This is a genomic window from Nocardioides flavescens (assembly GCF_009823805.1).
Taxonomy (GTDB): Bacteria; Actinomycetota; Actinomycetes; order Propionibacteriales; family Nocardioidaceae; genus Nocardioides; species Nocardioides flavescens.
In genome coordinates this window covers 20191-41394 of the sequence record NZ_WUEK01000003.1, presented here as the reverse complement: position 1 = coordinate 41394, position 21204 = coordinate 20191, and the positions used below count along the sequence as shown (strand labels likewise).

The 21204-nt window shown below is 74.0% G+C and carries 25 protein-coding genes; 9 read left to right on the top strand and 16 right to left on the bottom strand.

Annotated features, from left to right (window positions below):
- The first annotated feature begins 1 nt into the window (after position 1).
- The 5 genes from larB to GRQ65_RS05295 all read left to right on the top strand — a co-directional run bounded on the left by larB (position 2) and on the right by GRQ65_RS05295 (position 4545).
- Positions 2–703 carry a nickel pincer cofactor biosynthesis protein LarB gene (gene larB / locus GRQ65_RS05315; RefSeq protein ID WP_160875958.1) on the top strand — a complete coding sequence of 234 codons (702 nt, stop codon included), beginning with the start codon at positions 2–4 and terminating at the stop codon, positions 701–703.
- The gene (larC, locus tag GRQ65_RS05310) at positions 700–1845 is read left to right on the top strand and encodes a nickel pincer cofactor biosynthesis protein LarC (protein ID WP_160875956.1); all 1146 of its coding nucleotides are present in this window, start codon (positions 700–702) and stop codon (positions 1843–1845) included. Before larB ends, larC begins: the two co-directional genes overlap by 4 nt.
- Complete coding sequence (locus tag GRQ65_RS05305) at positions 1842–3074, top strand: arginine deiminase (RefSeq protein ID WP_160875954.1); 1233 nt, start codon at positions 1842–1844, stop codon at positions 3072–3074. The genes larC and GRQ65_RS05305 overlap by 4 nt, the downstream gene beginning before the upstream one ends.
- Positions 3075–3197: 123 nt before the next feature.
- Complete coding sequence (locus tag GRQ65_RS05300) at positions 3198–3575, top strand: cyclic nucleotide-binding domain-containing protein (RefSeq protein ID WP_160875952.1); 378 nt, start codon at positions 3198–3200, stop codon at positions 3573–3575.
- Between the two features lie 13 nt (positions 3576–3588).
- Complete coding sequence (locus GRQ65_RS05295) at positions 3589–4545, top strand: adenylate/guanylate cyclase domain-containing protein (RefSeq protein ID WP_160875950.1); 957 nt, start codon at positions 3589–3591, stop codon at positions 4543–4545.
- Positions 4546–4549: 4 nt separating this feature from the next.
- Here the strand turns inward: GRQ65_RS05295 and GRQ65_RS05290 are convergent, their stop codons facing one another.
- The 5 genes from GRQ65_RS05290 to GRQ65_RS05270 form a co-directional block, all read right to left on the bottom strand.
- Complete coding sequence (locus GRQ65_RS05290; protein ID WP_160875948.1) at positions 4550–5386, bottom strand: alpha/beta fold hydrolase; 837 nt, start codon at positions 5384–5386, stop codon at positions 4550–4552.
- Positions 5387–5399: 13 nt separating this feature from the next.
- The gene (locus GRQ65_RS05285; protein WP_160875946.1) at positions 5400–6344 is read right to left on the bottom strand and encodes a DUF5926 family protein; all 945 of its coding nucleotides are present in this window, start codon (positions 6342–6344) and stop codon (positions 5400–5402) included.
- A 66-nt stretch (positions 6345–6410) separates the two neighbouring features.
- Positions 6411–7205: a glycerophosphodiester phosphodiesterase family protein gene (locus tag GRQ65_RS05280; RefSeq protein WP_160875944.1), complete on the bottom strand. Its 795-nt coding sequence runs from the start codon at positions 7203–7205 to the stop codon at positions 6411–6413.
- Positions 7206–7222: 17 nt separating this feature from the next.
- Positions 7223–8413, bottom strand: coding sequence for an ATP-binding protein (locus GRQ65_RS05275; RefSeq protein WP_160875942.1), 1191 nt, complete (start codon positions 8411–8413; stop codon positions 7223–7225).
- Between the two features lie 49 nt (positions 8414–8462).
- Entirely contained in the window at positions 8463–8714 is a 252-nt protein-coding gene (locus tag GRQ65_RS05270) for a hypothetical protein (RefSeq protein ID WP_160875940.1), read from the bottom strand.
- A 75-nt stretch (positions 8715–8789) separates the two neighbouring features.
- On the opposite strand from GRQ65_RS05270, the gene GRQ65_RS05265 reads away from it, so the two are divergent.
- The gene (locus GRQ65_RS05265) at positions 8790–9668 is read left to right on the top strand and encodes a DNA-formamidopyrimidine glycosylase family protein (protein ID WP_160875938.1); all 879 of its coding nucleotides are present in this window, start codon (positions 8790–8792) and stop codon (positions 9666–9668) included.
- Between the two features lie 328 nt (positions 9669–9996).
- On the opposite strand, the gene GRQ65_RS05260 is transcribed toward GRQ65_RS05265, so the two are convergent.
- The gene (locus GRQ65_RS05260; protein WP_160875936.1) at positions 9997–10419 is read right to left on the bottom strand and encodes a PIN domain-containing protein; all 423 of its coding nucleotides are present in this window, start codon (positions 10417–10419) and stop codon (positions 9997–9999) included.
- Positions 10416–10646, bottom strand: coding sequence for a FitA-like ribbon-helix-helix domain-containing protein (locus GRQ65_RS05255; RefSeq protein ID WP_160875934.1), 231 nt, complete (start codon positions 10644–10646; stop codon positions 10416–10418). The genes GRQ65_RS05260 and GRQ65_RS05255 overlap by 4 nt, the downstream gene beginning before the upstream one ends.
- 58 nt (positions 10647–10704) lie before the next feature.
- Between GRQ65_RS05255 and GRQ65_RS05250 the strand changes: the two genes are divergently transcribed.
- Positions 10705–11037: a rhodanese-like domain-containing protein gene (locus GRQ65_RS05250; protein WP_337191503.1), complete on the top strand. Its 333-nt coding sequence runs from the start codon at positions 10705–10707 to the stop codon at positions 11035–11037.
- A 9-nt stretch (positions 11038–11046) separates the two neighbouring features.
- Here the strand turns inward: GRQ65_RS05250 and GRQ65_RS05245 are convergent, their stop codons facing one another.
- The 3 genes from GRQ65_RS05245 to aat all read right to left on the bottom strand — a co-directional run bounded on the left by GRQ65_RS05245 (position 11047) and on the right by aat (position 12895).
- On the bottom strand, positions 11047–11622 hold the full coding sequence (locus GRQ65_RS05245) for a hypothetical protein (protein ID WP_160875932.1): 576 nt from the start codon (positions 11620–11622) through the stop codon (positions 11047–11049).
- 86 nt (positions 11623–11708) lie between these two features.
- Positions 11709–12170, bottom strand: coding sequence for a hypothetical protein (locus GRQ65_RS05240; RefSeq protein WP_160875930.1), 462 nt, complete (start codon positions 12168–12170; stop codon positions 11709–11711).
- A complete protein-coding gene (aat, locus tag GRQ65_RS05235; protein WP_160875928.1) occupies positions 12167–12895 on the bottom strand; it encodes a leucyl/phenylalanyl-tRNA--protein transferase in 729 nt (242 codons plus the stop codon). Before aat ends, GRQ65_RS05240 begins: the two co-directional genes overlap by 4 nt.
- 17 nt (positions 12896–12912) lie before the next feature.
- On the opposite strand from aat, the gene GRQ65_RS05230 reads away from it, so the two are divergent.
- Positions 12913–13617, top strand: coding sequence for an EcsC family protein (locus tag GRQ65_RS05230; protein WP_160875926.1), 705 nt, complete (start codon positions 12913–12915; stop codon positions 13615–13617).
- Between the two features lie 123 nt (positions 13618–13740).
- On the opposite strand, the gene GRQ65_RS05225 is transcribed toward GRQ65_RS05230, so the two are convergent.
- From GRQ65_RS05225 to GRQ65_RS05210, 4 genes are read right to left on the bottom strand one after another with little or no spacing between them, the layout of a single operon-like run.
- Complete coding sequence (locus GRQ65_RS05225) at positions 13741–14952, bottom strand: hypothetical protein (RefSeq protein ID WP_160875924.1); 1212 nt, start codon at positions 14950–14952, stop codon at positions 13741–13743.
- Entirely contained in the window at positions 14949–16040 is a 1092-nt protein-coding gene (locus GRQ65_RS05220) for a hypothetical protein (protein WP_160875922.1), read from the bottom strand. Before GRQ65_RS05220 ends, GRQ65_RS05225 begins: the two co-directional genes overlap by 4 nt.
- An 18-nt stretch (positions 16041–16058) precedes the next feature.
- Positions 16059–17147, bottom strand: coding sequence for a hypothetical protein (locus GRQ65_RS05215; RefSeq protein WP_160875920.1), 1089 nt, complete (start codon positions 17145–17147; stop codon positions 16059–16061).
- Positions 17144–17695, bottom strand: a complete 552-nt coding sequence (locus GRQ65_RS05210; RefSeq protein WP_160875918.1) for a CGNR zinc finger domain-containing protein — start codon at positions 17693–17695, stop codon at positions 17144–17146. The genes GRQ65_RS05215 and GRQ65_RS05210 overlap by 4 nt, the downstream gene beginning before the upstream one ends.
- 26 nt (positions 17696–17721) lie before the next feature.
- On the opposite strand from GRQ65_RS05210, the gene GRQ65_RS05205 reads away from it, so the two are divergent.
- The gene (locus GRQ65_RS05205; protein WP_237447786.1) at positions 17722–18393 is read left to right on the top strand and encodes a LysE family translocator; all 672 of its coding nucleotides are present in this window, start codon (positions 17722–17724) and stop codon (positions 18391–18393) included.
- Between the two features lie 16 nt (positions 18394–18409).
- Here the strand turns inward: GRQ65_RS05205 and GRQ65_RS05200 are convergent, their stop codons facing one another.
- Both GRQ65_RS05200 and GRQ65_RS05195 read right to left on the bottom strand, forming a co-directional pair.
- Positions 18410–19333 (bottom strand): hydroxymethylglutaryl-CoA lyase, encoded by a 924-nt coding sequence (locus GRQ65_RS05200; RefSeq protein WP_439331846.1) that lies wholly within the window; start codon positions 19331–19333, stop codon positions 18410–18412.
- Positions 19330–21189 (bottom strand): acetyl/propionyl/methylcrotonyl-CoA carboxylase subunit alpha, encoded by a 1860-nt coding sequence (locus GRQ65_RS05195; RefSeq protein ID WP_160875916.1) that lies wholly within the window; start codon positions 21187–21189, stop codon positions 19330–19332. Before GRQ65_RS05195 ends, GRQ65_RS05200 begins: the two co-directional genes overlap by 4 nt.
- Positions 21190–21204: the final 15 nt, after the last annotated feature.

Genomic DNA, 21204 nt, shown 5'->3' with positions numbered 1-21204 from the left:
CGTGAGCGAGGAGCAGCGCACCGAGGAGCAGCGCACCGAGGACCTGGGCTTCGCCCGGGTGGACCTCGACCGGGCCCGGCGCACGGGTGACCCCGAGGTCGTCTACGGCGCGGGCAAGACTCCGGAGCAGGTGGTAGCGATCCTGCGCACGCTCCACGAGCGGCATCCCGACCGGGCCGTCCTCGCCACGAGGCTCTCCGAGGAGGCGATGGCGTACGTCGCGTCCGCGCTGCCCGAGGCCGAGGTGCACGCCGTCGCCCGGTCAGCGACCCTCGGCCCACTGCCGGAGCCGCGGGGCACGGTGGCGGTGCTGAGCGCCGGCACCTCCGACGCTCCCGTCGCGGCCGAGGCGGCGCTGAGCGTGCGGGTGCACGGCGCGGGCGTCGACCTCGTCCAGGACGTCGGTGTGGCCGGGCTCCACCGGCTGCTCGCCGTGCGCGACCGGCTCGAGGACGCCGACTGCCTGATCGTGGTGGCCGGGATGGAGGGTGCGCTGCCCTCGGTCGTCGGCGGGCTGACGGGCGTGCCGCTCGTGGCGGTGCCGACGAGTGTCGGCTACGGCGCGTCGTTCGGCGGGCTGTCGGCGCTGCTCGGGATGCTCAACTCCTGCGCGCCGGGCGTCACGGTCGTCAACATCGACAACGGCTACGGCGCCGGTGTCTTCGCGGCCCGCGTCGCGCGCGCCGCGGGACCGCGCCGATGACGCCGACGATCTGGGTCGACGCCTCTGCCGGCGCGAGCGGCGACATGCTGCTCGGCGCCCTGGCCGGCGCCGGGGTGCCGATCGCGGTGCTCCAGGAGGCCGTCGACGCGGTCAGCCCCGAGCCCGTGACGCTCCGGGTGGAGCAGGTGACGCGGGCCGGGTTCGCCGCCACCCGCGTGCACGTGGAGGTCGCCGACTCGGTCCACCACCGCACCTGGCGCGACGTGCGGGCAATGCTCGACGCCGCCCCCGCCACCGCGGTGGCCGCCTTCGAGCGCCTCGCCGTCGCCGAGGGCGCAGTGCACGGCCACGACCCGCTCGACGTCCACTTCCACGAGGTCGGGGCCCTCGACGCGATCGCCGACGTGGTCGGCGTGTGCGCGGGGTTCACGCACCTCGGTGCGTCCGAGGTGGTGGTCAGCCCGATCGCGGTCGGCTCCGGCTCGGTGCGCGGCGCCCACGGTGTGCTGCCCGTGCCGCCACCCGCGGTGACGGAGCTGCTCCGCGGCGTCCCGTCGTACGCCGGACCGGGCGTCGGCGAGGCCTGCACCCCCACCGGGGCGGCCCTGCTCGCGACCCTCGCGACGTCGTGGGGTCCGCAGCCCGCGCTGGTGACCGACCGGGTCGGGGTCGGCGCGGGCGGGCGCGACCCGGACACCCACGCCAACGTGCTGCGTGTGCTCGTCGGAGCCTCCACCCCCGGGACCGAGCGCCTCCAGGTGCTCGAGGCCAACGTCGACGACCTCGACCCGCGGGTCTGGCCGGCCGTGCTCGAGGCCCTGCTCGCCGCCGGCGCGCGCGACGCCTGGCTGACGCCGGTGCTGATGAAGAAGGGCCGCCCCGCCCACACCCTCCACGCCCTGGTGGCCCCCGGTGAGGCCGAGGCGGTGCGGGCGGCGTTCTTCGCCCAGACCAGCACCATCGGCGTGCGCAGCACCGCGGTCGACCGGGTCGCCCTGCCCCGCGAGGAGGTCGAGGTCACCGTCGACGGCCAGGTCGTCCGTGTGAAGGTCACCCCCTCGACCACCACACCGGAGTACGACGACGTGCTCGCCGCCGCCCGCGCCCTCGCCCGCCCCGTGCGCGACGTGCTGGCCGAGGCCAGCGCCCGGGCGCGCGACGCAATAGGCTCGCGCCCATGAGTGAGCAGCACGCGCCGCACGGCGCGGACAGCGAGGTCGGGCGCCTGCGGACGGTGATGCTGCACCGCCCCGGCCCGGAGCTGAAGCGGCTGACGCCGCGCAACAACGACAAGCTGCTCTTCGACGCGATCCCGTGGGTGGCGCGCGCCCAGGAGGAGCACGACGCGTTCGCCGCCGAGCTGCGCTCGCGCGACGTCGAGGTCCTCTACCTCACCGAGCTGCTCACCGAGACCCTCGCCGACGACGCCGCGCGCGAGCACGCGATCGGCGAGGCGCTGCGCGGGCTCGACCTCGGCGACACGATGCGCGGCTACCTCGAGGGCCTGCTCGGCGACGCCTCCCCCGCCGAGCTCACGACGTACCTCACCGCGGGCATCCGCAACGACGAGGTGCGCGGCGGGTTCGGTCTCGTGACCAGCCTGCTGGCCTACGACGACTTCCTGATCGACCCGTTGCCCAACCTGCTGTTCACCCGCGACTCCTCGGTGTGGGTGCGCGACCGGGTGGCGATCACCTCGCTGGCGATGCCGGCCCGCAAGCGCGAGACCGAGCTGACCGAGCTGATCTACAGCCGTCACCCGCGCTTCGCCGGCACCCCGCGCATGCACGGCGCCCACCTCGAGCACGTCGAGGGCGGCGACGTCCTGCTCCTCGCGCCCGGCGTCATCGCCGTCGGCGTCGGCGAGCGCACCACGCCGGCCGGCGCCGAGCGGCTCGCCCGCCAGTGCTTCGCCGACGGCCTCGCCCACACCGTGCTCGCCGTGCCGATCGCGCAGGAGCGCGCCACGATGCACCTCGACACGATCTGCACGCTGGTCGACGTCGACAAGATGGTCGTCTACCCCAACGTCGCCGACTCGCTCGTCGCCCACACCGTCACCCGCACCGACGACGTGGCCGACGACGGCACCGCCGTGCTGCACGTCGCGGCCCCGGAGCCGTTCCTCGTGGCCGCCGCGAAGGCCATGGGCATCGACACGCTGCGCCAGATCGACACCGGTCTCGACCCGGTCACCGCCGAGCGCGAGCAGTGGGACGACGGCAACAACACCCTCGCCCTCGCCCCCCGCGTGGCCGTCGCCTACGAGCGCAACGACGAGACCAACGCCCGGCTCGAGGACGCCGGCATCGAGGTCGTGCGGATCGCCGGCTCCGAGCTCGGCTCGGGCCGCGGCGGCCCGCGCTGCATGAGCTGCCCGGTCTCGCGCGAGCCGCTCACCACCACCTGACCCCCGTCCCGGGGCACGGTGCGCCAGAGCACACGTGCCCTCGGGCCCGCCCGCTCGTTGTGCCGACGTACGCGACTGGGCACCGGACCCAGCAGCAACGACCCGCGACCGGAAGGCTGAGCCGTGGCCGACACGTTCTACTCGATGTTCTCCCCCAAGGAGCAGGCCCGCATCAGCTCCACGGGCACCCGCGTGAAGCTGCCCGAGGGGTGGGCGCCGATCTCCGAGCGCACCGGCGCCGACAAGGCCTACATCATCCTGGACGGCACCGTCTCGGTGCGGAAGAGCGGGCAGGAGATCGCCCAGCTCGGACCCGGCGACATCATCGGCGAGGCGGCGATCCTCGGGCACTCGCTGCGCACCGCCAGCATCGTCGCCCTCACCCCGCTCGAGCTGATCCACTTCACCTCCGAGCAGCTGTCCAAGCTCAGCGACGAGCTGCCGTCGTTCCACGAGGCGCTGGAGCGTACGGCGGCGCAGCGGTTCCCGAAGCAGTCCTGAGCGGCGGACTGGCGTGGCCGACGACCCGGTCGAGCGGCAGCTGCTCGGCGCCGAGCCGGCGCTGACGCGCGTCGAGGTCGCCGAGCGGGCCGGCGTACCGCCCGAGGTCGCGCAGGAGCTCTGGCGCCTGCTCGGCTTCGCCCAGCAGGACGACGACGCCGTGGCGTTCGTCGAGGCCGACGTGGTCGCCCTGCGCCAGGCCGCCGAGCTGGTCGAGCTCGGCATCCTCAGCCCCGAGCGGCAGGCCGCGCTCGTGCGCACCTGGGGGCGTGCCTTCGCCCGGCTCGCGGAGTGGCAGTCGACGCTGCTCGCCGACGTCGCCGCGGACCGCGGTGACCTGCCGGAGCTGCTGCCGGAGCTCGTCGGCGAGGTCGTGCCGAAGGTCGAGGCCCTGCAGGGCTACGTCTGGCGCCGCCACCTCGCCGGCGCGAGCGCCCGGCTCTTCGCCGACGGCGCCCCGCCCGACGCCGACGCGCTGCCGCTGGCGGTGGCCTTCGTCGACATCGTCGGGTTCACCTCGCGCAGCAAGGAGCTCGACGAGCGCGAGCTGGTCGCCTGGATCGAGCACTTCGAGGCCGAGTGCTCCGGCATCGTCGTCGACCACGGCGGACGGGTCATCAAGAACATCGGCGACGAGGTCCTCTTCGTCGTCGACGAGCCGACCGCCGCGGCCGAGGCCACCCTGCTGATGGCCGCCCGCGGCGACGACGGGCACGACGACTTCCCGCAGGTGCGCGCCGGGCTGGCGTACGGCGACGTGGTCGCCCGGCTCGGCGACGTCTTCGGCCCGACCGTCAACATCGCCTCCCGGCTCACCTCCCTCGCCCGTCCCGGCACCGTGCTCGTCGACCGCGGCGTCCACGACGCCCTCGCCGAGACCGACGGGCTCACCTTCCGGCGCCTGCACCGGACCTCGGTCAAGGGCTACGCCCACCTGCAGTCGTGGGCGCTGCGGCGGGCTCGCGACTGAGGTCTCAGCCCTGGATCGCCGCGGCGACGCGAGCAGCGGCGGCGGGCTCGAAGAGGATCGTGTAGTGGTTGGCGCCGGGGACGGTCTCGACCTCGACGTGGTCGGCGTCGTCGTACGCCGCGAGCCCGGCGGCCGGGAGCAGACCAGGCGCCTCGCCGAACATGCCGTACGGCGCGGCGAGGATGCGGACCGGCAGCGCGGTGGCCCGCACCTCGGGCTCGAACGACGACCCCGACACGAGCAGGTCGCGCCCGTCGGCGCGGACCGACTCCTCCTGGGCGCGGGAGCGGATGCGGCCGTCGACCTCGACGGTGTCGTAGCGGACATAGCCCTCGATGGCGGGGTTCCAGAGACCGGCGAAGGCGGGATGGTGGCGGAACACCTCGAGGTAGTCGTCGGCGTTGGCGTAGCTGCGGCTGAGCCGCTCGAGCGCAGGACCGAGCGTGGCGGCGAGCACCTCGTCGGGGTCGGCACCCTCGGGCACGGGCAGGGCGACGCCGCCGTCGACGAGCACGACTCGGGTGAACAGATCGGGCCGGGCGTGGGCGAGGTGCACCGCGACGAAGGCACCCATCGAGTGACCGACCAGGGAGATCGGCCCGCCGGCCTCGGCGACCAGCTGCTCGGCGAGCCCGGTCAGGTCGTCGACGTGGCTGTGCAGTCCGGTCGAGGCGGGCAGGTCGCGCGAGTGTCCGCGCCCGCGCAGGTCGGGCGCGACCAGCGTCCACTCGCGGGGCAGCGCAGCCGCGACCTCGCCCCAAGCGCGCGAGGTCGCGGTGATGCCGTGCACGGCGAGCGCCAGCCGCGGGCCCTCGCCGTACCGGTGCACGTGCAGCGTCATCGCAGGGCGCCCGTCAGCGGATGGTGACCTGGCGGTTGGCCAACCCGTTGCGGGCGGCGCGCTCCTCGGCGGTCAGCGGGGTGTCGTCGCCGAGGACGGCGTCGAGCTTCTCCTTGAACGCCGCGGCCGGGTCCTCGAGCGCCTCGGCGCCGGTGCCGACCGCGAGGTCCCACACCGGCACGAGCAGGCCGTGGGTGCGGAACATCCCGACGAGGCGCGAGTCCTCGACCAGCACGTCGTCGCCGGCGACGTGCAGCCGCGCGAGGGCGTCGAGCAGGGCGTCCTCGGGCTCGGGCATGACCCAGCGCAGGTGCTCCTTGCTGCCCATGCTGGTCCAGTACGCCGCCTCGACCTGCGTCAGGCGCTGGGTCGGCGAGGCCGCGTCGTTGGCGCGGTCGAGCGCACCGGCGAGCGCCTCCTTGTCGTCGACGTCGGAGAGCCAGAAGTCGAAGCCGTCGTGCACGGTGACGGTGAGGGAGTCATCGGTGACCAGGTCCTGCAGGCGCGGGCCCTCCCCGGGCGGGTCGGTGAGCCCGACGATGCCGGGCTCGCCGGCGTCGGCGTGGACGAGCGCCTTCTCCAGCACGGCGGCGAGGTCGCGCGAGGGGTCGCCGAAGCCGTGCTGCACCTGCAGCCCGAGCCACACCTCGCCGCTGTCGCGCACCATTCCCGGCGCGGCCATCGGCAGCAGAGAGCAGAGCGTGACGGTGCGGTCGGTGCCCTCGATCGTCAGCGGGGCGGTCGCGGCGGGGACCAGCTCGCGCATGGCCACGATGTCGCACTCACCGGGCAGCCCCTCGAAGGGGCGGGCGACGAAGACACGCGGCGCACCGCCGGCAGCGCCGTGGCAGGCCTTGTAGCGCTTGCCCGACCCGCAGGGGCACGGCTGGCGCGGCCCGACCTCTCCTGCGCCGGTGGTGTCGACCTCACGGGTCTTGGTGCGGGACTTCTTCGCCATGGGGAGGACGCTACCCAGGGCGCCGCAGTGCACGCGGATCGGCGTGGCACCGGCGAAGCGCCCGCGTCAGACCCCCAGCCGCTCCAGCACGTACGCCGGCCGGTCGGTGATGACCGCGCGCACCCCGAGGGAGAGGCACAGCTCGAGCTCGTCGGGGCTGTTGACGACCCAGACGTGGACGTCGTGGCCGGACTCGGCGATGCGCCGCGCCGTCTTGGGGTGCTCCTGCAGCAGCTCGATGCCCGGGCCCAGGATCCAGTCGGGGCCGACCAGGTGGCGCAGCATCTTCCAGTGCCGCTTGTGCTCGATGAGCTGCACCAGCGGCACCTCGGGGCACAGCCGCTCCATCCGCTGCAGCGCGGTGTGGCTGAAGCTCATGACCCGCGCCCGCGCCGGCTGCCCCCGCCGCGGGGCGACGTCCCAGCCGAACTCGTGCAGCGCCTCGCAGACGCGGCGCTCCACCAGCGCGCCGTACCGCGTCGGGTGCTTGGTCTCGATCGCCACCTCGACGGGTCGCTCGTAGTCGGCCACCGTCTGCAGCAGCGTGCGCAGCGTCAGCACGCCGTCGCGCTCCGGGTCGAGCTCGGGCGCCTCGTCGTCGAGGTCGGCCCAGGGGTTCTTCCACGACGCGAAGTCGAGGCTCTGGAGGTCCTCGAGGTTGGAGGTGGAGACGAGCGCGCGGTTGCTCGCCGTACGCCGCAGGTCGCGGTCGTGCACGCAGACGAGGTGGCCGTCGGCGGTGAGCCGGACGTCGCACTCGAGGGCGCCGGCACCGGCGTCGAGGGCGGCGACGTAGGCACCCAGGGTGTGCTCGGCGAGGTCGGAGCTGGCGCCGCGGTGCGCGACGACCTGCGGGGTCATGGGACCAGTCTGGACCCCTACCCGTGCCGACGCAGGTAGCGCCCGAAGTGCGGCACGGTGAAGGCGATCCGGCCCCGCTCGGCGGAGTAGATCAGCCCCTTCTTGAGCAGCGAGTCGCGCGCGGGCGAGAGCGACTGGGGCTTCTTGCCGAGCACCGAGGCGACGTCGGCGGTGGCGACGTCGCCCACGGAGTTGTCGGGGTCCTCTGCGGGCGCCGCGTCGGCCATCGCCCGCAGGTAGTCGCGCTCCCCCGGCGTCGCCCGCTCGTAGCGGCTGCCGAAGAACCCGACGGCCAGCTCGCGCTCGGCCTCGGGCGCGCCGACGGCGACGTCGGCCGCGGTGATCGGGGAGCGCGGGGCGAGGTCCCAGACGGTCTTGCCGTAGGCCTGGATGAAGTAGGGGTAGCCGCCGGTGGCGTCGTACATCGCGGCGAGCGCGTCGTCGTCGTACGCCGCGTCCTCCTCGGCCGCGGGCGCGCCGAGCGCCCGGTCGGCCTCGGCCCGGGTGAGCCGGTCGATGCGCTGGTAGGAGAAGAGCCGCTCGGAGTAGGACTTCGACGCCGACAGCACGGCGGGCAGGTGCGGGAGCCCGGCGCCGACCACGATGACCGGCAGCCCGGACTGGCTCACCTCGTGGCAGGCGGCGCACAGCGCGGAGACGTCGGCGGGGCCGAGGTCCTGCATCTCGTCGATGAACACCGCGACACCCCTGCCGAGGTCGGCGGCGAGCCCGCCCACGTCGGTCATCAGCTCGACCAGGTCGATCTCGACGTCGCCGGAGTCGGCGCGCCCGCGCACCGCCGGGGCGTCGATGCCGGGGCTCCACCGCTCGCGCAGCTTGGCGTCGTGGCCGGCCTCGCGCTCGGCGAACGACCGGATGACGCCCAGCACGTGGTCGGCGTCGGGGTGGCCCAGCTCGCGCACGGCCTGGTGCAGCGCCCCCGACAGCGGCCGGCGGAGGCTCTGGTCGGGCCGCGCCTCGAGCTTGCCTGTGCCCCAGCTGCGGCGTACGGCGGCCGAGCGGAGCGCGTTGAGCAGCACCGTCTTGCCCACCCCCCGCAGCCCCGTCAGCACCAGCGAGCGCTCCGGGCGTCCGCGCGCGATGCGCTCCAGCACGACGTCGAACGCGCGCAGCTGCTCGTCGCGGCCGGCGAGCTCGGGCGGGCGCTGACCGGCGCCGGGCGCGTAGGGGTTGCGGACCGGGTCCATGCGAGGACCGTATGGCGTCGTCTAGCGCCCGGCTTAGATTGCTCGAGATTCAGGCGAGTCGCGTGTCGAGGTCGGGCTGCAGGTCCTGGAAGCTGCGGTCCATCCCCTCCTGCAGCAGGCCGATCAGCTCGGGGACGTCGTCGAAGCCGAGCCGGAACGACGCCGCGCAGACGTTGTCGCGCCACAGCGACAGCACCACCACGCCGGCGTCGTCGTGCCAGGAGACCCGCAGGGCGCGCTCGTCGCCGCGGGAGTCGAGGAAGATCGACCCCAGTTCGGGCAGCGGCCGGGCGGCGGGCATCCGCACATTCTGCTCGCCTCCGCGGTCTGTGTCACTGCCCTGTCACGGGTCGATCCACCTGCATAGACTCCGGACGTGCCCGAACTGCCCGAGGTGGAGGCGCTGGCGCTGGACCTCGGCGGCCGGCTCGACGGCCACGCGATCGCCAAGGTCCACATCGCGGCGTTCAGCGCGCTCAAGACCTTCGACCCCCCGCTGTCGGCCCTGGAGGGCCTGCTGGTCGACGGCGTGACCCGCCACGGCAAGTACCTCGACATCAGCGTCGGCGGGCTGCACCTGGTGATGCACCTGGCCCGCGGCGGCTGGATCCGCTGGAAGGACGAGGTGCCGACCCTCCCCCCGCGCCCCGGCGGCAAGAACCCCCTCGCCGCCCGCGTCGTGCTCGACGACCAGTCCGGCCTGGACATCACCGAGGCCGGCACCAAGAAGCGGCTGGCGGTCTACCTCGTCCGCGATCCCCAGGAGGTCCCCGGGCTCGCGACCCTCGGCCCCGACCCGCTCGACGACGACTTCACCCTCGAGCGGTTCCGCGAGATCCTCGCCGCCGAGGGCCGCAAGCAGATCAAGGGCGTCCTGCGCCACCAGGGCACCATCGCCGGCATCGGCAACGCCTACTCCGACGAGATCCTCCACGCCGCCCGCATGTCGCCGTACCGCTCCGCCGCCTCGCTGCTCGACGGTGACGACGACACCGACCTGGTGGTGCTGTACGACGCCGTCCGGATCACGCTCGGCGACGCCGTCGAGCGCTCGCGCGGGCTCGCCATGAGCGAGCTCAAGGGCGAGAAGAAGTCCAACCTCGCCGTCCACGGCCGCACCGGTCAGCCCTGCCCGGTCTGCGGCGACACCGTGCGCGAGGTGTCGTTCGCCGACTCGAGCCTGCAGTACTGCCCCACCTGCCAGACCGGCGGCAAGACGCTCGCCGACCGGCGGATGAGCCGGCTGCTCAAGTAGCGCACCCTGGCGGCGGAGCACGAGCCGCGCCGCCCGGCGGCGCCCTTCGGGCGGATGAAGCGTGAGAGCTCAGAGGCAGGTGGATGAACGGTGAGCGGAACACCTGACTGGTTGTCGCTGCTGGCGGTCTACACCGAGCGCTTCGGCGACATCATCCGATGTGCCGACCTCGACACATCGATCCCCTCCTGCCCGGCAGACCCCCCTGCTGTCGAACGGAACACACGCCCGACGGCGTCCCGCGCATGGACGAGCACAGCGCGTGTTCGCAGCCCGAGCGGCGGCGGTGGTCACCCCGGCGGTGCCTACAGTCGCTACGACAACGACGTCACTCGCCGGGCGGCAACCACGGGTCGACAACTCCCACCCCGAGGGGCACGAAGTGGGCGACGTTCCGCGTCGCGACGACCATGCCGTTGGCTTCGGCGACGGAGGCGATGAGAGCGTCGTCGGCTGGCGCGTGCTCGGGCACGCGGTAGGTGGCGAAGACACGGGCCGCCGCCAGGTCGAAGGGAAGCACCCGACCAGCGAACGCAGGGAGCACCCTGGACATGAGCCAGGACCGCAGGATCTCGCCCTGCGCGGGGTCGGTGCGCTCCTTCCTCGTGACACCCGCCTCGATCTCGGCGACCGTGAAGGCGGACACGAACAACTCGTCGACGGGGATCGCGGATGCCCACGCCTCGACCGCCGGATTGCGACCTCGCATGCGCAGCGCGGAGACGACGTTGGTGTCGAGCAGGAAGCTCACAGTTCGGAGTCGCGCGCAGTCGCACCCAGCCGCTCGGGCTCGAACTCGAAGTCCACGCCGACGTCGTCGGTCGCAACGAGGTCGACCAGGCTGATCGAGGCGCGGTCGAGGCTGTCGGCGATGATCGCTCGCACCTCCGCCTCAGTGCTGCGGTGGTGACGCTCGGCGCGGGCCTTCAGCATGGCCTTGGTGCCGGGCGGCAGATTTCGAACGACGATCTGCTCCATGGACCCACCTCCGATATCACCCCCAAGATATCAGTAGCGAGCGTTCTAGGCTCGAGGCGTGAACATCCCGACCGTCTCGATGTCCGGCGTCCCCGATCCGCTGCCCGAGGGGCTGCACGTGCTCGACGTGCGCGAGGACGCCGAGTGGGTCCACGGCCACATCGAGGGGGCCGTGCACGTGCCGATGAGCGAGCTGGCGGACCGGCTCGACGAGGTGCCGGACGGTCAGACGCTCGTCGTGTGCAAGGTGGGCGGGCGCTCGGCCCGGGTGGCGGCGTACCTGCTGCAGCAGGGTCGTGACGTCGTCAACCTCGACGGCGGGATGCTCGACTGGGAGGCGGCCGGTCGCCCGATGGTGAGCGAGACCGGCCAGCCGCCGCAGGTCGTCTGAGGTCCGGCGTCAGGAGGCGCTCGGCGAGGCCGGCGCGGGGTCGGTGGAGCTGTCGCCGGCGAGGTCGGGGCAGGTGTCGGAGAGGTACTGCGAGAACTCGTCGGCCTTGGCCTTGTCGTCCGCGCTGAAGCCGGCGTCGAGCTTGTCGATGTCGTCGAGCGTGGCGTTGTCCGGCAGGCCGTCGATGGCGTCGAGCACCAGCTGCAGGCCCTCCTCGGCGCTGTCGGGGATGTCGTCCGGGGTGCCGACCTGACGCAGCTTGTCGGCCTCCTCCTTCAGCACGTTGACGACGGCCGCCGGGTCGGTCGTGTCGACCTCGAAGAACGAGCTGGCGAAGTCGCTGAACGCCCCGCAGAACGCCGTGGTCGACGCGTCGTCGCTGCCCGTGTCGTCACTGGAGTCGTCGCTGGAGTCGTCGCTGGGGTCGGAGGAGGAGTCGCTGGCGCTCGCGTCGGCACCGGGCGCGGTGGCCGACGCGCTGGCGCTGCTGTCGTCGGCGGCCGAGCCGCCGTCGTCGCCGCCACCGCAGGCCACGGCCCCACCGGCGACGAGGAGGAGCGAGGCGGCGGTCAGGGCGATCTTCACGGGTGACTCCAGGGGGACGGGGACGCAGGACGCGAGCCCCAGTCTCACCCCCGGCCCGGCGTACGACGCAACTCGGGCGGGAGCGGTCAGGCCGCGGGCGAGCTGTCCGCGCCGTCGCCGAGGTCGGGGCAGGAGCGCTGGATCCAGTCGTCGAGGGCGTCGAGTGAGGCCTGGTCGTCCTCGTCCACGTCGCCGAGCTCGGAGAGCTCGTCGAGGCTGTCGGAGGGCGAGAGGTCCGCGATGCGCTCCATGGTGACGTCGAAGCCGCGGCGGGCGTCGTCGGGCACCCCGCCCGGCACCCCGAGGTCCCCGAGGTCGCGGGCGGCCGACTGCATGCCCGAGATGTAGCCCGGCAGGTCGTCGGCCGGGTCGACCGCGTCCACGCGGGTCTCGAAGTCGCCGAGCGCCCCGCAGAACGCCCGCACCGACGGCGCACCGCCGGCCCCGCCGCCGGAGCCTGCGTCGGAGCACCCCACGACGACGGCGCCCACCAGGGCGAGCACCGCGGCGGCGCTCTGCCACACCGGCGGTCGCACGGGGAGCCTCACGACGGGCCAGCCTCCCACGCTCGGGCCCACGCCGTCGTCAGCGCCCCGGGCTCGGGCAGCGCGAGCGCGACCTCCAACCGGTCCAGGTACGCCGCGCGCGGGACCTCGACGGCCCCCAGCGTCGCCAGGTGGGGGGTCACCCACTGCACGTCGAGCACCCGGCGCTCGGCGTGCTCGTCCCGCAGCGCCTCGACCAGCCCCACCAGGGCCGCCTTGGACGCGTCGCGGGCGTGGTGGAACATCGACTCGCCGGCGAAGAGCCCACCGATCGCGACGCCGTAGAGCCCGCCGACGAGCTCGCCGTCGCGCCACGCCTCGACCGAGTGGGCCCAGCCGAGCTCGTGCAGCCGGGTGTAGGCCGAGGCGATGTCGTCGTCGATCCAGCCGAGGGGGCGCCGCGGGTCGCCGCACGCGGCGAGGACGTCGGCGAACGCCGTGTCGATGCGCACCTCGAAGTCGCGCAGCGATCGCCGCAGCGAACGCGACACCCGGAGCCCGTCGAGCGGCAGGACGCCGCGCTCGAGCGGCGAGAACCAGTGCAGCAGGGGCCGGCGACCGCCCTCGGGCATCGGGAAGAGTCCCTGGCGGTACGCCGCGAGCAGGGTGCCGGGCTCGAGGTCGGCGCCGGCGCCGACGAGGTCGTCGGCACGGCCGGGCCCGGCTCCCGGGTCGAGCGCGCGCAGGTCTGGGAAGACCCACGCGGACGCGGGAGGCTCGACCGGCACCTCCGTAGGATTCCAGCATGGCCAAGAGGGGCACGGCAGCAGGGATCGTGGGCAAGCAGCTGGCACCGCGGATCGGCAAGCTCGCACCCGGGCTGACCACGTCGTTCGTCCGCGAGGCCCTGCACCGCGCGATCGCCGGGGTGGGCCCGCTGCCCGGTGCTGCGAAGGCCGCGCAGGCCCAGCTCGACGAGCAGAAGGGCGACGTCGACAAGGCGGTGCACGAGGTCATCGAGAACCACGTGCGCTACGCCGCGGCCCAGGGGTTCGCCACCAACATCGGCGGCTTGGTGACCGTCGCCTTCACGGTGCCGACCAACATCACCGGCCTCGCGCTGATCCAGTGCCGCATGGTCGCAGGCATCGCCCACCTGCGCGGCTACGACGTCGACGACCCCCGCGTGCGCAACGCGATCCTGGTGACGATGCTCGGCGAGGACGCCGTCAACGCGCTGGTCAAGAAGCGCAAGCTCCCCGCGCCCCCGATGGCTCTGGCCACCGCGCCGGCCCACGACGCCGAGCTCGACAAGATCATCTCGGCCGAGGTCGCCAGCGAGCTGATCACCAAGGTCGCCGGCAAGAAGCTCGCCATGACCGTCGGGCGCCGCATCCCCATCGCCGGCGGCGTCGTCGGCCTCGGCGCCGACGCGTTCAGCACCTGGAAGGTCGGGCGCTACGCCGACCGCGAGCTCCTCGCGCGCCCCAAGCCCCCCGCCGCCCGCTGAGTGGTTTCGAGACAGGACTTCGTCCTTCCTCAACCACCGACACGGTGCGGTCCGCTGGGACCGTCGTCGCCGGTGGTTGAGGAGGTCCGCTAGGACCGTCTCGAAACCATTCGACCCGAGCCCTCAGGGGGTCGAGCGGCCCCGCACCCGGCGGTAGCCGCGCAGCGCGGTGCGGCCGAGCCAGGAGGACTCCAGGCGCAGGTAGACCGCGCGGCGCAGGCGGTACGACGGGGTGGCGTAGGCCCGCTCCAGCGCGCCGCGCAGGTCGTCGACCTCGGCCTGGAGCCGCTCGACGTCGTGGCGCAGCCGGGCGTCGTCGAGCAGCAGCGTCTTGATGGCGTCGACGCCGGCCAGGGCGACCTGGCGCTCGCGGGGGTGGTCGGGGTCGGCGTACTGCTCGACCGGCGGGGCGCCGACGAGGTCGTCGAGGTCGCCGACCACGTCGTAGCCGCGCCGCTCGACCTCCTCGATCCAGGCCGAGGAGATCGACGAGACCCAGGGGTGCAGGTCGGGCGGCAGCGCGAGGCGCGGAGAGCGCCGGCGGCGCGAGAGGGTCTGGTGGGCGAGCAGCTCGCGCACGAGCGGGCGGTAGTCGGCGGGCGGGAGCTCGGCGTTGACGCGCTTGTTGATGCGGCGCAGCAGCGTGGTCTCGGGTACGCCGAGGGAGGGGTTGGCGCGCTCGGCCTGCTCGAGGTCGAGGGGCACGCCGTCGAGGCCGAGGGCCTGGCTGAACCGCTTCCAGAGCACCTCGGGCGCGCCGCCCGGCGGCGGCACGGTGACGACGTGGACGTGCTCGGGCGGCAGGTCCTGCCCCCACCGGTCGAGGATGTCGGGCACCTCCTGCACGCCCCAGAACCACGACCCGATGCGCGTCGCGCGCTCGGGGTCGCGGACCTCGTCGAGGAACTCGGCGTAGCCGAGCTGCGCGCGGTGCTTGACGTTCTCCTGCCACTCCGCGGGGATCTGGCGCACCAGGTCGCGGACGCTGAGCACGAGGTGCACCTCGGTGCCGGCGCCGTGGCCGAGCGAGGCCAGCGCACGGCCGATCTGGGCGCGCGAGGCGGTGGCGAGGATCTCGTGGCTGATGATCGCGGTGCCGTCGAAGGCCCGCACCTGGGCGGCGAGCGCGTCCCAGGCGCCGATGGCCTCGCTCTGCAGCCCGCCCCACGGCAGCTCCATGAGGTCGAGCGCGGCGAGGAAGTGGGCGTCGAAGCGCTCCGCGGCGTAGAGGATGCCGGCCTGGGCCAGCACCTCCCGGTTGCGCCACAGCACGTCCTGGACGTAGGACGTGCCGGTCTTGGGGGTGCCGACGTGCAGCAGCACGCGCTCGCTCACGACACTCCCTCCCACGGTCCGTCCAGCAGCAGTCGGACCGCCAGGTCCAGGACGGTCGGCGACGCGTCGGCCGACTCCCAGGGACCCGGCAGCACCCCGCCCGGATCGCCCACGACAGGGTAGCCAGCGCGGGTGAGGTCGCGGTGCAGCCGGGCGGCGGCGTCCTCGACCCAGTCCCGGTGCTCGGGGGGTACGACGGGCCGCGGGCCGGCGTCGGACGCGACGAGCCTCGGCAGCAGCACCCGCTCCAGCAGGTCGGCCTGCTGCGGCGGGGTGACGTGCAGTGAGACGGCGGTGGCGACCCGGCGGGCGAGCTCGCCGGCGGGCTCGGTGAGGTCGGGCGGCACGGTCGGGAGCGTCCGCACCCCGAGCAGCCCGGGCAGCGCGTGCGGCTCGAGCACGACCGAGACCCGGCCGGTGCCGGGCAGGGAGCGCTGCCGGGCGGCGACGGCGGCGAGGTCGACGCGGCGCGGGAGCTGGTCGCGGGCGTGGACGCGGGCCACGAACTCCGGCCACGGCGGCACACTGCCGCGCAGGGTCCGGTCGGCCCAGACCCGGGCGAGCATCGTCGGCAGGTCGGCGCCGAGCACGAGCACGGCGCGCCCCGGCCCGCCCGGCGGACGGCCGTCGGCGGCCAGGGCCGCGGTGAGCGGGGTGGCGACGTACGGGTCGCCGACGAGCTCGTAGCGGGTGCGCCAGCGGCGGGGACGACGCGGCTCGACCGGGGGCGGCGCGGACCGCACGACCGAGAGTGCGATCAGCCCGGTCGCGACCCGCAGCAGCTCGGCGTCGGGCAGCGCGGCGGGGTCGACCGGTCGCGGACCGAAGCGGCGCTCGGGACCGGCACCGACGAGCTCGAGGTCGGGGCGGCCACGCCCCGGCGCGCTGGCCCGCACGACCCGCTCGACGAGGTCGGGGGACGGCGAGCCGGCGAGGTTGAGCCGGCGCAGCAGCTCGAGCTGCTGGGCGCCGGGCAGGTGGCCCTCCTGCGGGTCGTCGAGCCCGCTCGGCCCGCCGTCGAAGGAGGACCAGGGGGTCGTGCCCCCGCGACGCAGGTGCTCGACCCACGCCCGGCCGCGCTCGCTCATCGCCCGCTCACCGCTCGATCACCGCTTCAGCAGCCGGGCCAGCCGGGCGGCGCGGGTCAGCGGCGGCTCGGGGGGCTCGGCGCGGCGGGCGGCCTCGAGCGCCAGCGCCTCGAGGGCGTCGAGCGCGGCGGAGGCGACGTCGCGCGGCTTGGGGTCGTCGGGGTCGTGCCAGCGGGTGCCGGGCGCGGGCCGCACCGGGCGCAGGTCCTCGAGGTCGCCGATCACGTCGACCCCGCTGGCGCGCACCCAGTCCTCCCACCCCTCGGTGATCTCCTCGGCCCAGTCGAACGCCTCGGGCGGCAGCGTCACCGGCTTCATCCGAGGCCGGTGGGCGAGCGTCTCGTGCACCACGAGCTGCCGCACGAGCGCGCGGTAGTCCTCGGAGGCCATGCCGGCCTTCTTCAACCGGGCGTTGAGCTTGCGGATCAGGGTGCTCTCGGCGACCCCGATCGAGGGGTTGCGCCGCTCGCTGTCGAGCGGCGCCCACTCCGGGTCCATCCCGACGGCGGTGCAGAAGCGGCGCCACAGCGCGCCGTACGGCGCCCCGGGCTGCGGCACGGTCACGAGGTGGATGCGCTCGGGCGGCAGCCCGTGACCCCACCGGTCGAGCACGCCGGGCAGCCCCTGCACCCGCCAGAACCACCGGTGCGAGCGGCGCGGGTCGGACTCCTGGAGCTGCCGCAGGAACGTCGCGAAGCTGACCTTGCGGCGGTGCTTGAGCTGCTCCTGCCACTCGGCGGCGACCTGGCGGGCGAGGTCGCGGGCGGAGTAGACGACGTGGACCTCAGCGAAGGACAGGTCGGCCATCGCGTTGCGGGCCTCGGTGGGCGAGGCGCCGGCGAGGATCTCGTGGCTGAGCACCACGGTGCCCCTGGCCCGGCGGGTGCGTTCGACGAGCGCGGCCCACTCGCCCTCGGCCTGCGGGCGCAGCCCGCCCCACGGGCGCTGCACGACGTCGAGCGCCGCCAGGAACATGTCGGGGTGCGGTCCGACCGGGTAGGCGTAGCGGTGGCGGCGCAGCGCGTCCGCGTTGAGCGCGAGCCGGTCCTGGACGTAGGTCGTGCCGGTCTTGGGCGCGCCGACGTGGAGGTAGACGCGACGGCTCACCCTGGGGATTGTGCCAGCGAGGTGCCGACCTGCGGGCGCCGTGCCCGGTGCCGGCGCACCGCCGACCGGGTCCCGCAGCGCGATGAGCAGTATCGCTGAGTGCCGTTGCGGGACAGATCGACGACGACCCTCGAGCACGAGTCGTCAGCACAGCGGCCGAGGCGGGTCATCCCCCGGGTCGTGAGGTGCAGGGCGGTGCCGACGCTGATCACGGCGTGCAGCACCCGGGGGAGTTCGTCGTCGACGTCGCGGTAGTGCAGGTGCCACCCCTCACCGTCGTGGTCGGTCAGCCGGGGGAACGCCGTCGCGGCGGCGAGCTGGTCGTTCAGCTGCCGGGCCCGTGCGTCCGGGGTCGCGGCGTCCACGACCTCGAGCCACGCGTCCAGGACGGCGCGACAGCGCGCATGGTCGTCGGGCAGCTCGAGGAAGGCCATGGTCATCCCGAACTCACGAGTGCGGGCCTCGACACCGGCCCGGCTCGTCGGCCAGTCGTCGGCCAGAGACGCAGCGAGACGGACGGCGTACTCCCCGTAAGGGTTGAGATGCACAAAGTCATTACATCATCGTGGTCGACATGACCGACCTGCTTCCCACGTTCCCCGTCGGCCCCGCGACCTGCGCCGCGATGGCCCTCACCGCCCTCGTCATGGTGCTGACGCCGGGCCCCAACATGGTCTACCTGGTCTCGCGGAGCATCGGCCAGGGCCGCCGTGCTGGACTGGTGTCGCTCGGCGGGACCGCGGTGGGCTTCGTGGTCTACCTGCTGCTGGCCGCCCTCGGCCTCGCGCTCGTGCTCGTCGCGGTGCCGTGGTTGTTCGTCGGGCTCAAGGCCGCGGGTGTCGCCTACCTGCTCCACCTCGCCTGGCGGACGCTGCGCTCGGGCGGGCGGGGCGTCTTCGAGGTCGGCGCGGTCGCGCCGGCGAGCGACGCGCGGCTGTTCTCCACCGGTCTCGCCACCAACCTGCTCAATCCGAAGGCGGCCGTCATGTACCTCACGGTGATCCCCCAGTTCGTCGACCCCGAGCAGGGCCACGAGGTCGCCCAGAGCCTGGCGCTCGGCTCCGTGCAGATCGCGGTGAGCGTCGCCGTGAACGCGCTCGTCGTCCTGCTCGCCGGGACGGTCGCGGTCGCGCTCGCCCGTCGTCCGCGCCTGCTCGTCTGGCAGCGCCGGGTCAGCGGCACCCTGCTCGTCGCGGTGGCGCTGCTCTTGGCCAGGGAGGTGCCGGCGCGCGCCCGCGTGGCCTGACCGGCCAGACGCTGCCTCAGGACTGCGAAGAGGCCAGCGCACGCACCACCGCGGACGGCGACGGCCGTCCGAGCTGCTCGGCCATCCAGACACTCGTCTCAACGAGGGCGTCGAGGTCGACACCGTGCTCGATCCCGAGACCGGCGAGCAGCCAGACGAGGTCCTCGGTGGCGAGGTTGCCGGTCGCGCTCTTCGCGAACGGGCAGCCGCCGAGCCCGCCCGCGCTCGCGTCGTACGTCGTCACGCCGGCTTGGAGCCCGGCCAGGGTGTTGGCGAGGGCCTGGCCGTAGGTGTCGTGGAAGTGCAGCGCGAGCTCGCCGAGGCCGGTGCCGGCCGCGACGAAGGCGTCGACGAGCGCGCCGACCTGGTTGGCGGTGCCGACGCCGATCGTGTCGCCGAGGCTGAGCTGGCTGGCGCCGAGGTCGAGCAGCCGGCGCCCGACGGAGACGACCTGCTCGACCGGCACCGCACCCTCCCAGGGGTCGCCGAAGCACATCGAGACGTAGGCCCGCACGTCGAGCCCGGCGTCGCGCGCGCGCCGCACGACCGGCTCGAACATCGCGAACTGCTCCTCGACGCTGCGGTTGAGGTTGCGCTGGGCGAAGGTCTCGGTGGCCGAGCCGAAGATTGCCACGTGGCGCAGCCCGAGCTCGAGGGCCCGGTCGAGGCCGCGCTCGTTGGGCACCAGCACCGGCAGCCCGCGCCCGTCGTCGCCGAGGCGGGTCATCAGCTCCTCGGCGTCGGCGAGCTGGGGCACCCACCTCGGGTGCACGAACGACGTCGCCTCGACGACTGGGAGCCCGGCGGAGACCAGGCGGCGGACGAACCGCTCCTTGACCTCGACCGGCACCTGCGTCTTCTCGTTCTGCAGGCCGTCGCGCGGACCGACCTCCCAGATGGTGACGCGCTGGGGCATCTGGGGCATCGCGGGCAGGGTCACGACTGCTCCTCTGGTTCCACGTGGAACAACGCATCCCCCAGCGCTACCTGCCGCCCGGCGACCGCGCCGACCGAGGTCACCGTGCCGTCGTACGGCGCGCGCAGGCTGAGCTCCATCTTCATCGCCTCCAGCACCCCGAGCACCTGCCCCTCGGTGACCGCGTCGCCCTCGGCCACGCGCACGTCGAGCACCGTGCCCGGCATCGGCGCGGTGAGTTCGCCGGCCCCGGTGGAGGCACCGAGGTCCCAGGGGTCTGGCTCGTCGAGTACGAACCGCTGGCCCTCCAGCACGATCTCGGTGCCGTGGGGTCCGCGGAGCGCGAAGCCGCTGCCGGGACCGAACCCGCTGACTCGTTGCAGTCCGACCGTCGAGCGCGGTGTGGTGAACCATCCAACAGCTGACAACACCCGACCGTGCTCGATGAGGGGCGCCGGCGGGCCGCCCACTCGGAAGCCGTCGGGCTGCCAGGGCCCGCGGGGTGCCGCCTTCAGCACCGCGTGCAGCATCGTGCCGGCCAACGCACGCGCACGCGCGTCGTCGGGGGCCGTGAGCGGGTTGCGGTCGAGCCAGGCGGTGTCGACCGCGGCGTCGCGGAACTCCTCACTGGCGGCGAGCTGGCGCAGGAACCCCGTGTTGGTGGTGAGCCCCAGGACCGCGGTGCCGTCGAGCGCCCCGACGAGTGCCTCACGGGCTTCCTCGCGGTCGGCTCCGTGCACGATCACCTTCGCGAGCATCGGGTCGTAGGCCGTGGAGACGGCCTGACCGTCACGCAGCGCCTCGTCGACCCGCGCGTCGCGGGGCCAGACGACGTGGCTGACCGTGCCGGCCTGCGGCAGGAACCCGGCGTAGGCGTCCTCGGCGTAGATGCGCGCCTCGAACGCGTGACCGGTGACCGTCACGTCGTCCTGCGCCAGGCCGAGCGGCTCTCCGGCGGCGACCCGCAGCTGCAGCTCGACGAGGTCGAGACCGGTGACCAGCTCGGTGACGGGATGCTCGACCTGGAGGCGGGTGTTCATCTCGAGGAAGTACGCCTCGCCGGTGGCCTCGTCGAGGAGGAACTCCACGGTGCCGGCCCCGACGTACCCGACCTCGCGGGCCAACGCCACGGCGGACGAGTGCACCAGCTCGCGCACCTCGTCGGCGATCGTCGGCGCGGGGGCCTCCTCGATGACCTTCTGGTGGCGGCGCTGGGCGGAGCAGTCCCGCTCGTGCAGGTGCAGCACCGTGCCGAGGGTGTCGGCCATGACCTGCACCTCGATGTGCCGACCGCGCTCGACGTACTTCTCGACCAGCAGGGTGTCGTCGCCGAAGGCGCTCAGTGACTCCCGGGCCGCCGCCGCCCGAGCCTCCTCGAGCTCGTCGGCGGAGTGCACCACGCGCATCCCCTTGCCGCCGCCGCCCGCGGCCGCCTTGACCAGCACCGGGAAGCCCGCGTCCTCGCCACGCGGCACCACGGGCACCCCGGCCGCGACGGCGATCTCGCGCGCGGCGTCCTTGCGGGCCATCGCCCGCATCGCCGCCACCGGCGGTCCGACCCAGACGAGACCGGCGTCGATCACGGCCTGCGCGAAGTCGGCGTTCTCGGACAGGAAGCCGTAGCCCGGGTGCACGGCATCGGCTCGCGAGGACCGGGCGGCCTCGAGGACGGAGTCGATGTCGAGGTAGGACGAGACGGTCCGGACGAACTCGGCGTTCGCGTGCGGAGCACCTCGGTCGAGCTCGGTCGCGATCATCACCGGGTCGATGCCCAGCTCCTCGCAGGTGCGGGCGATGCGCAGCGCGATCTCACCGCGGTTGGCGACCAGCAGCCGCCTGAACGGCGGCTGCGCCGGCACTGCGTCGGATGGCTTCGCCATGCTGTCCTTCTCTCC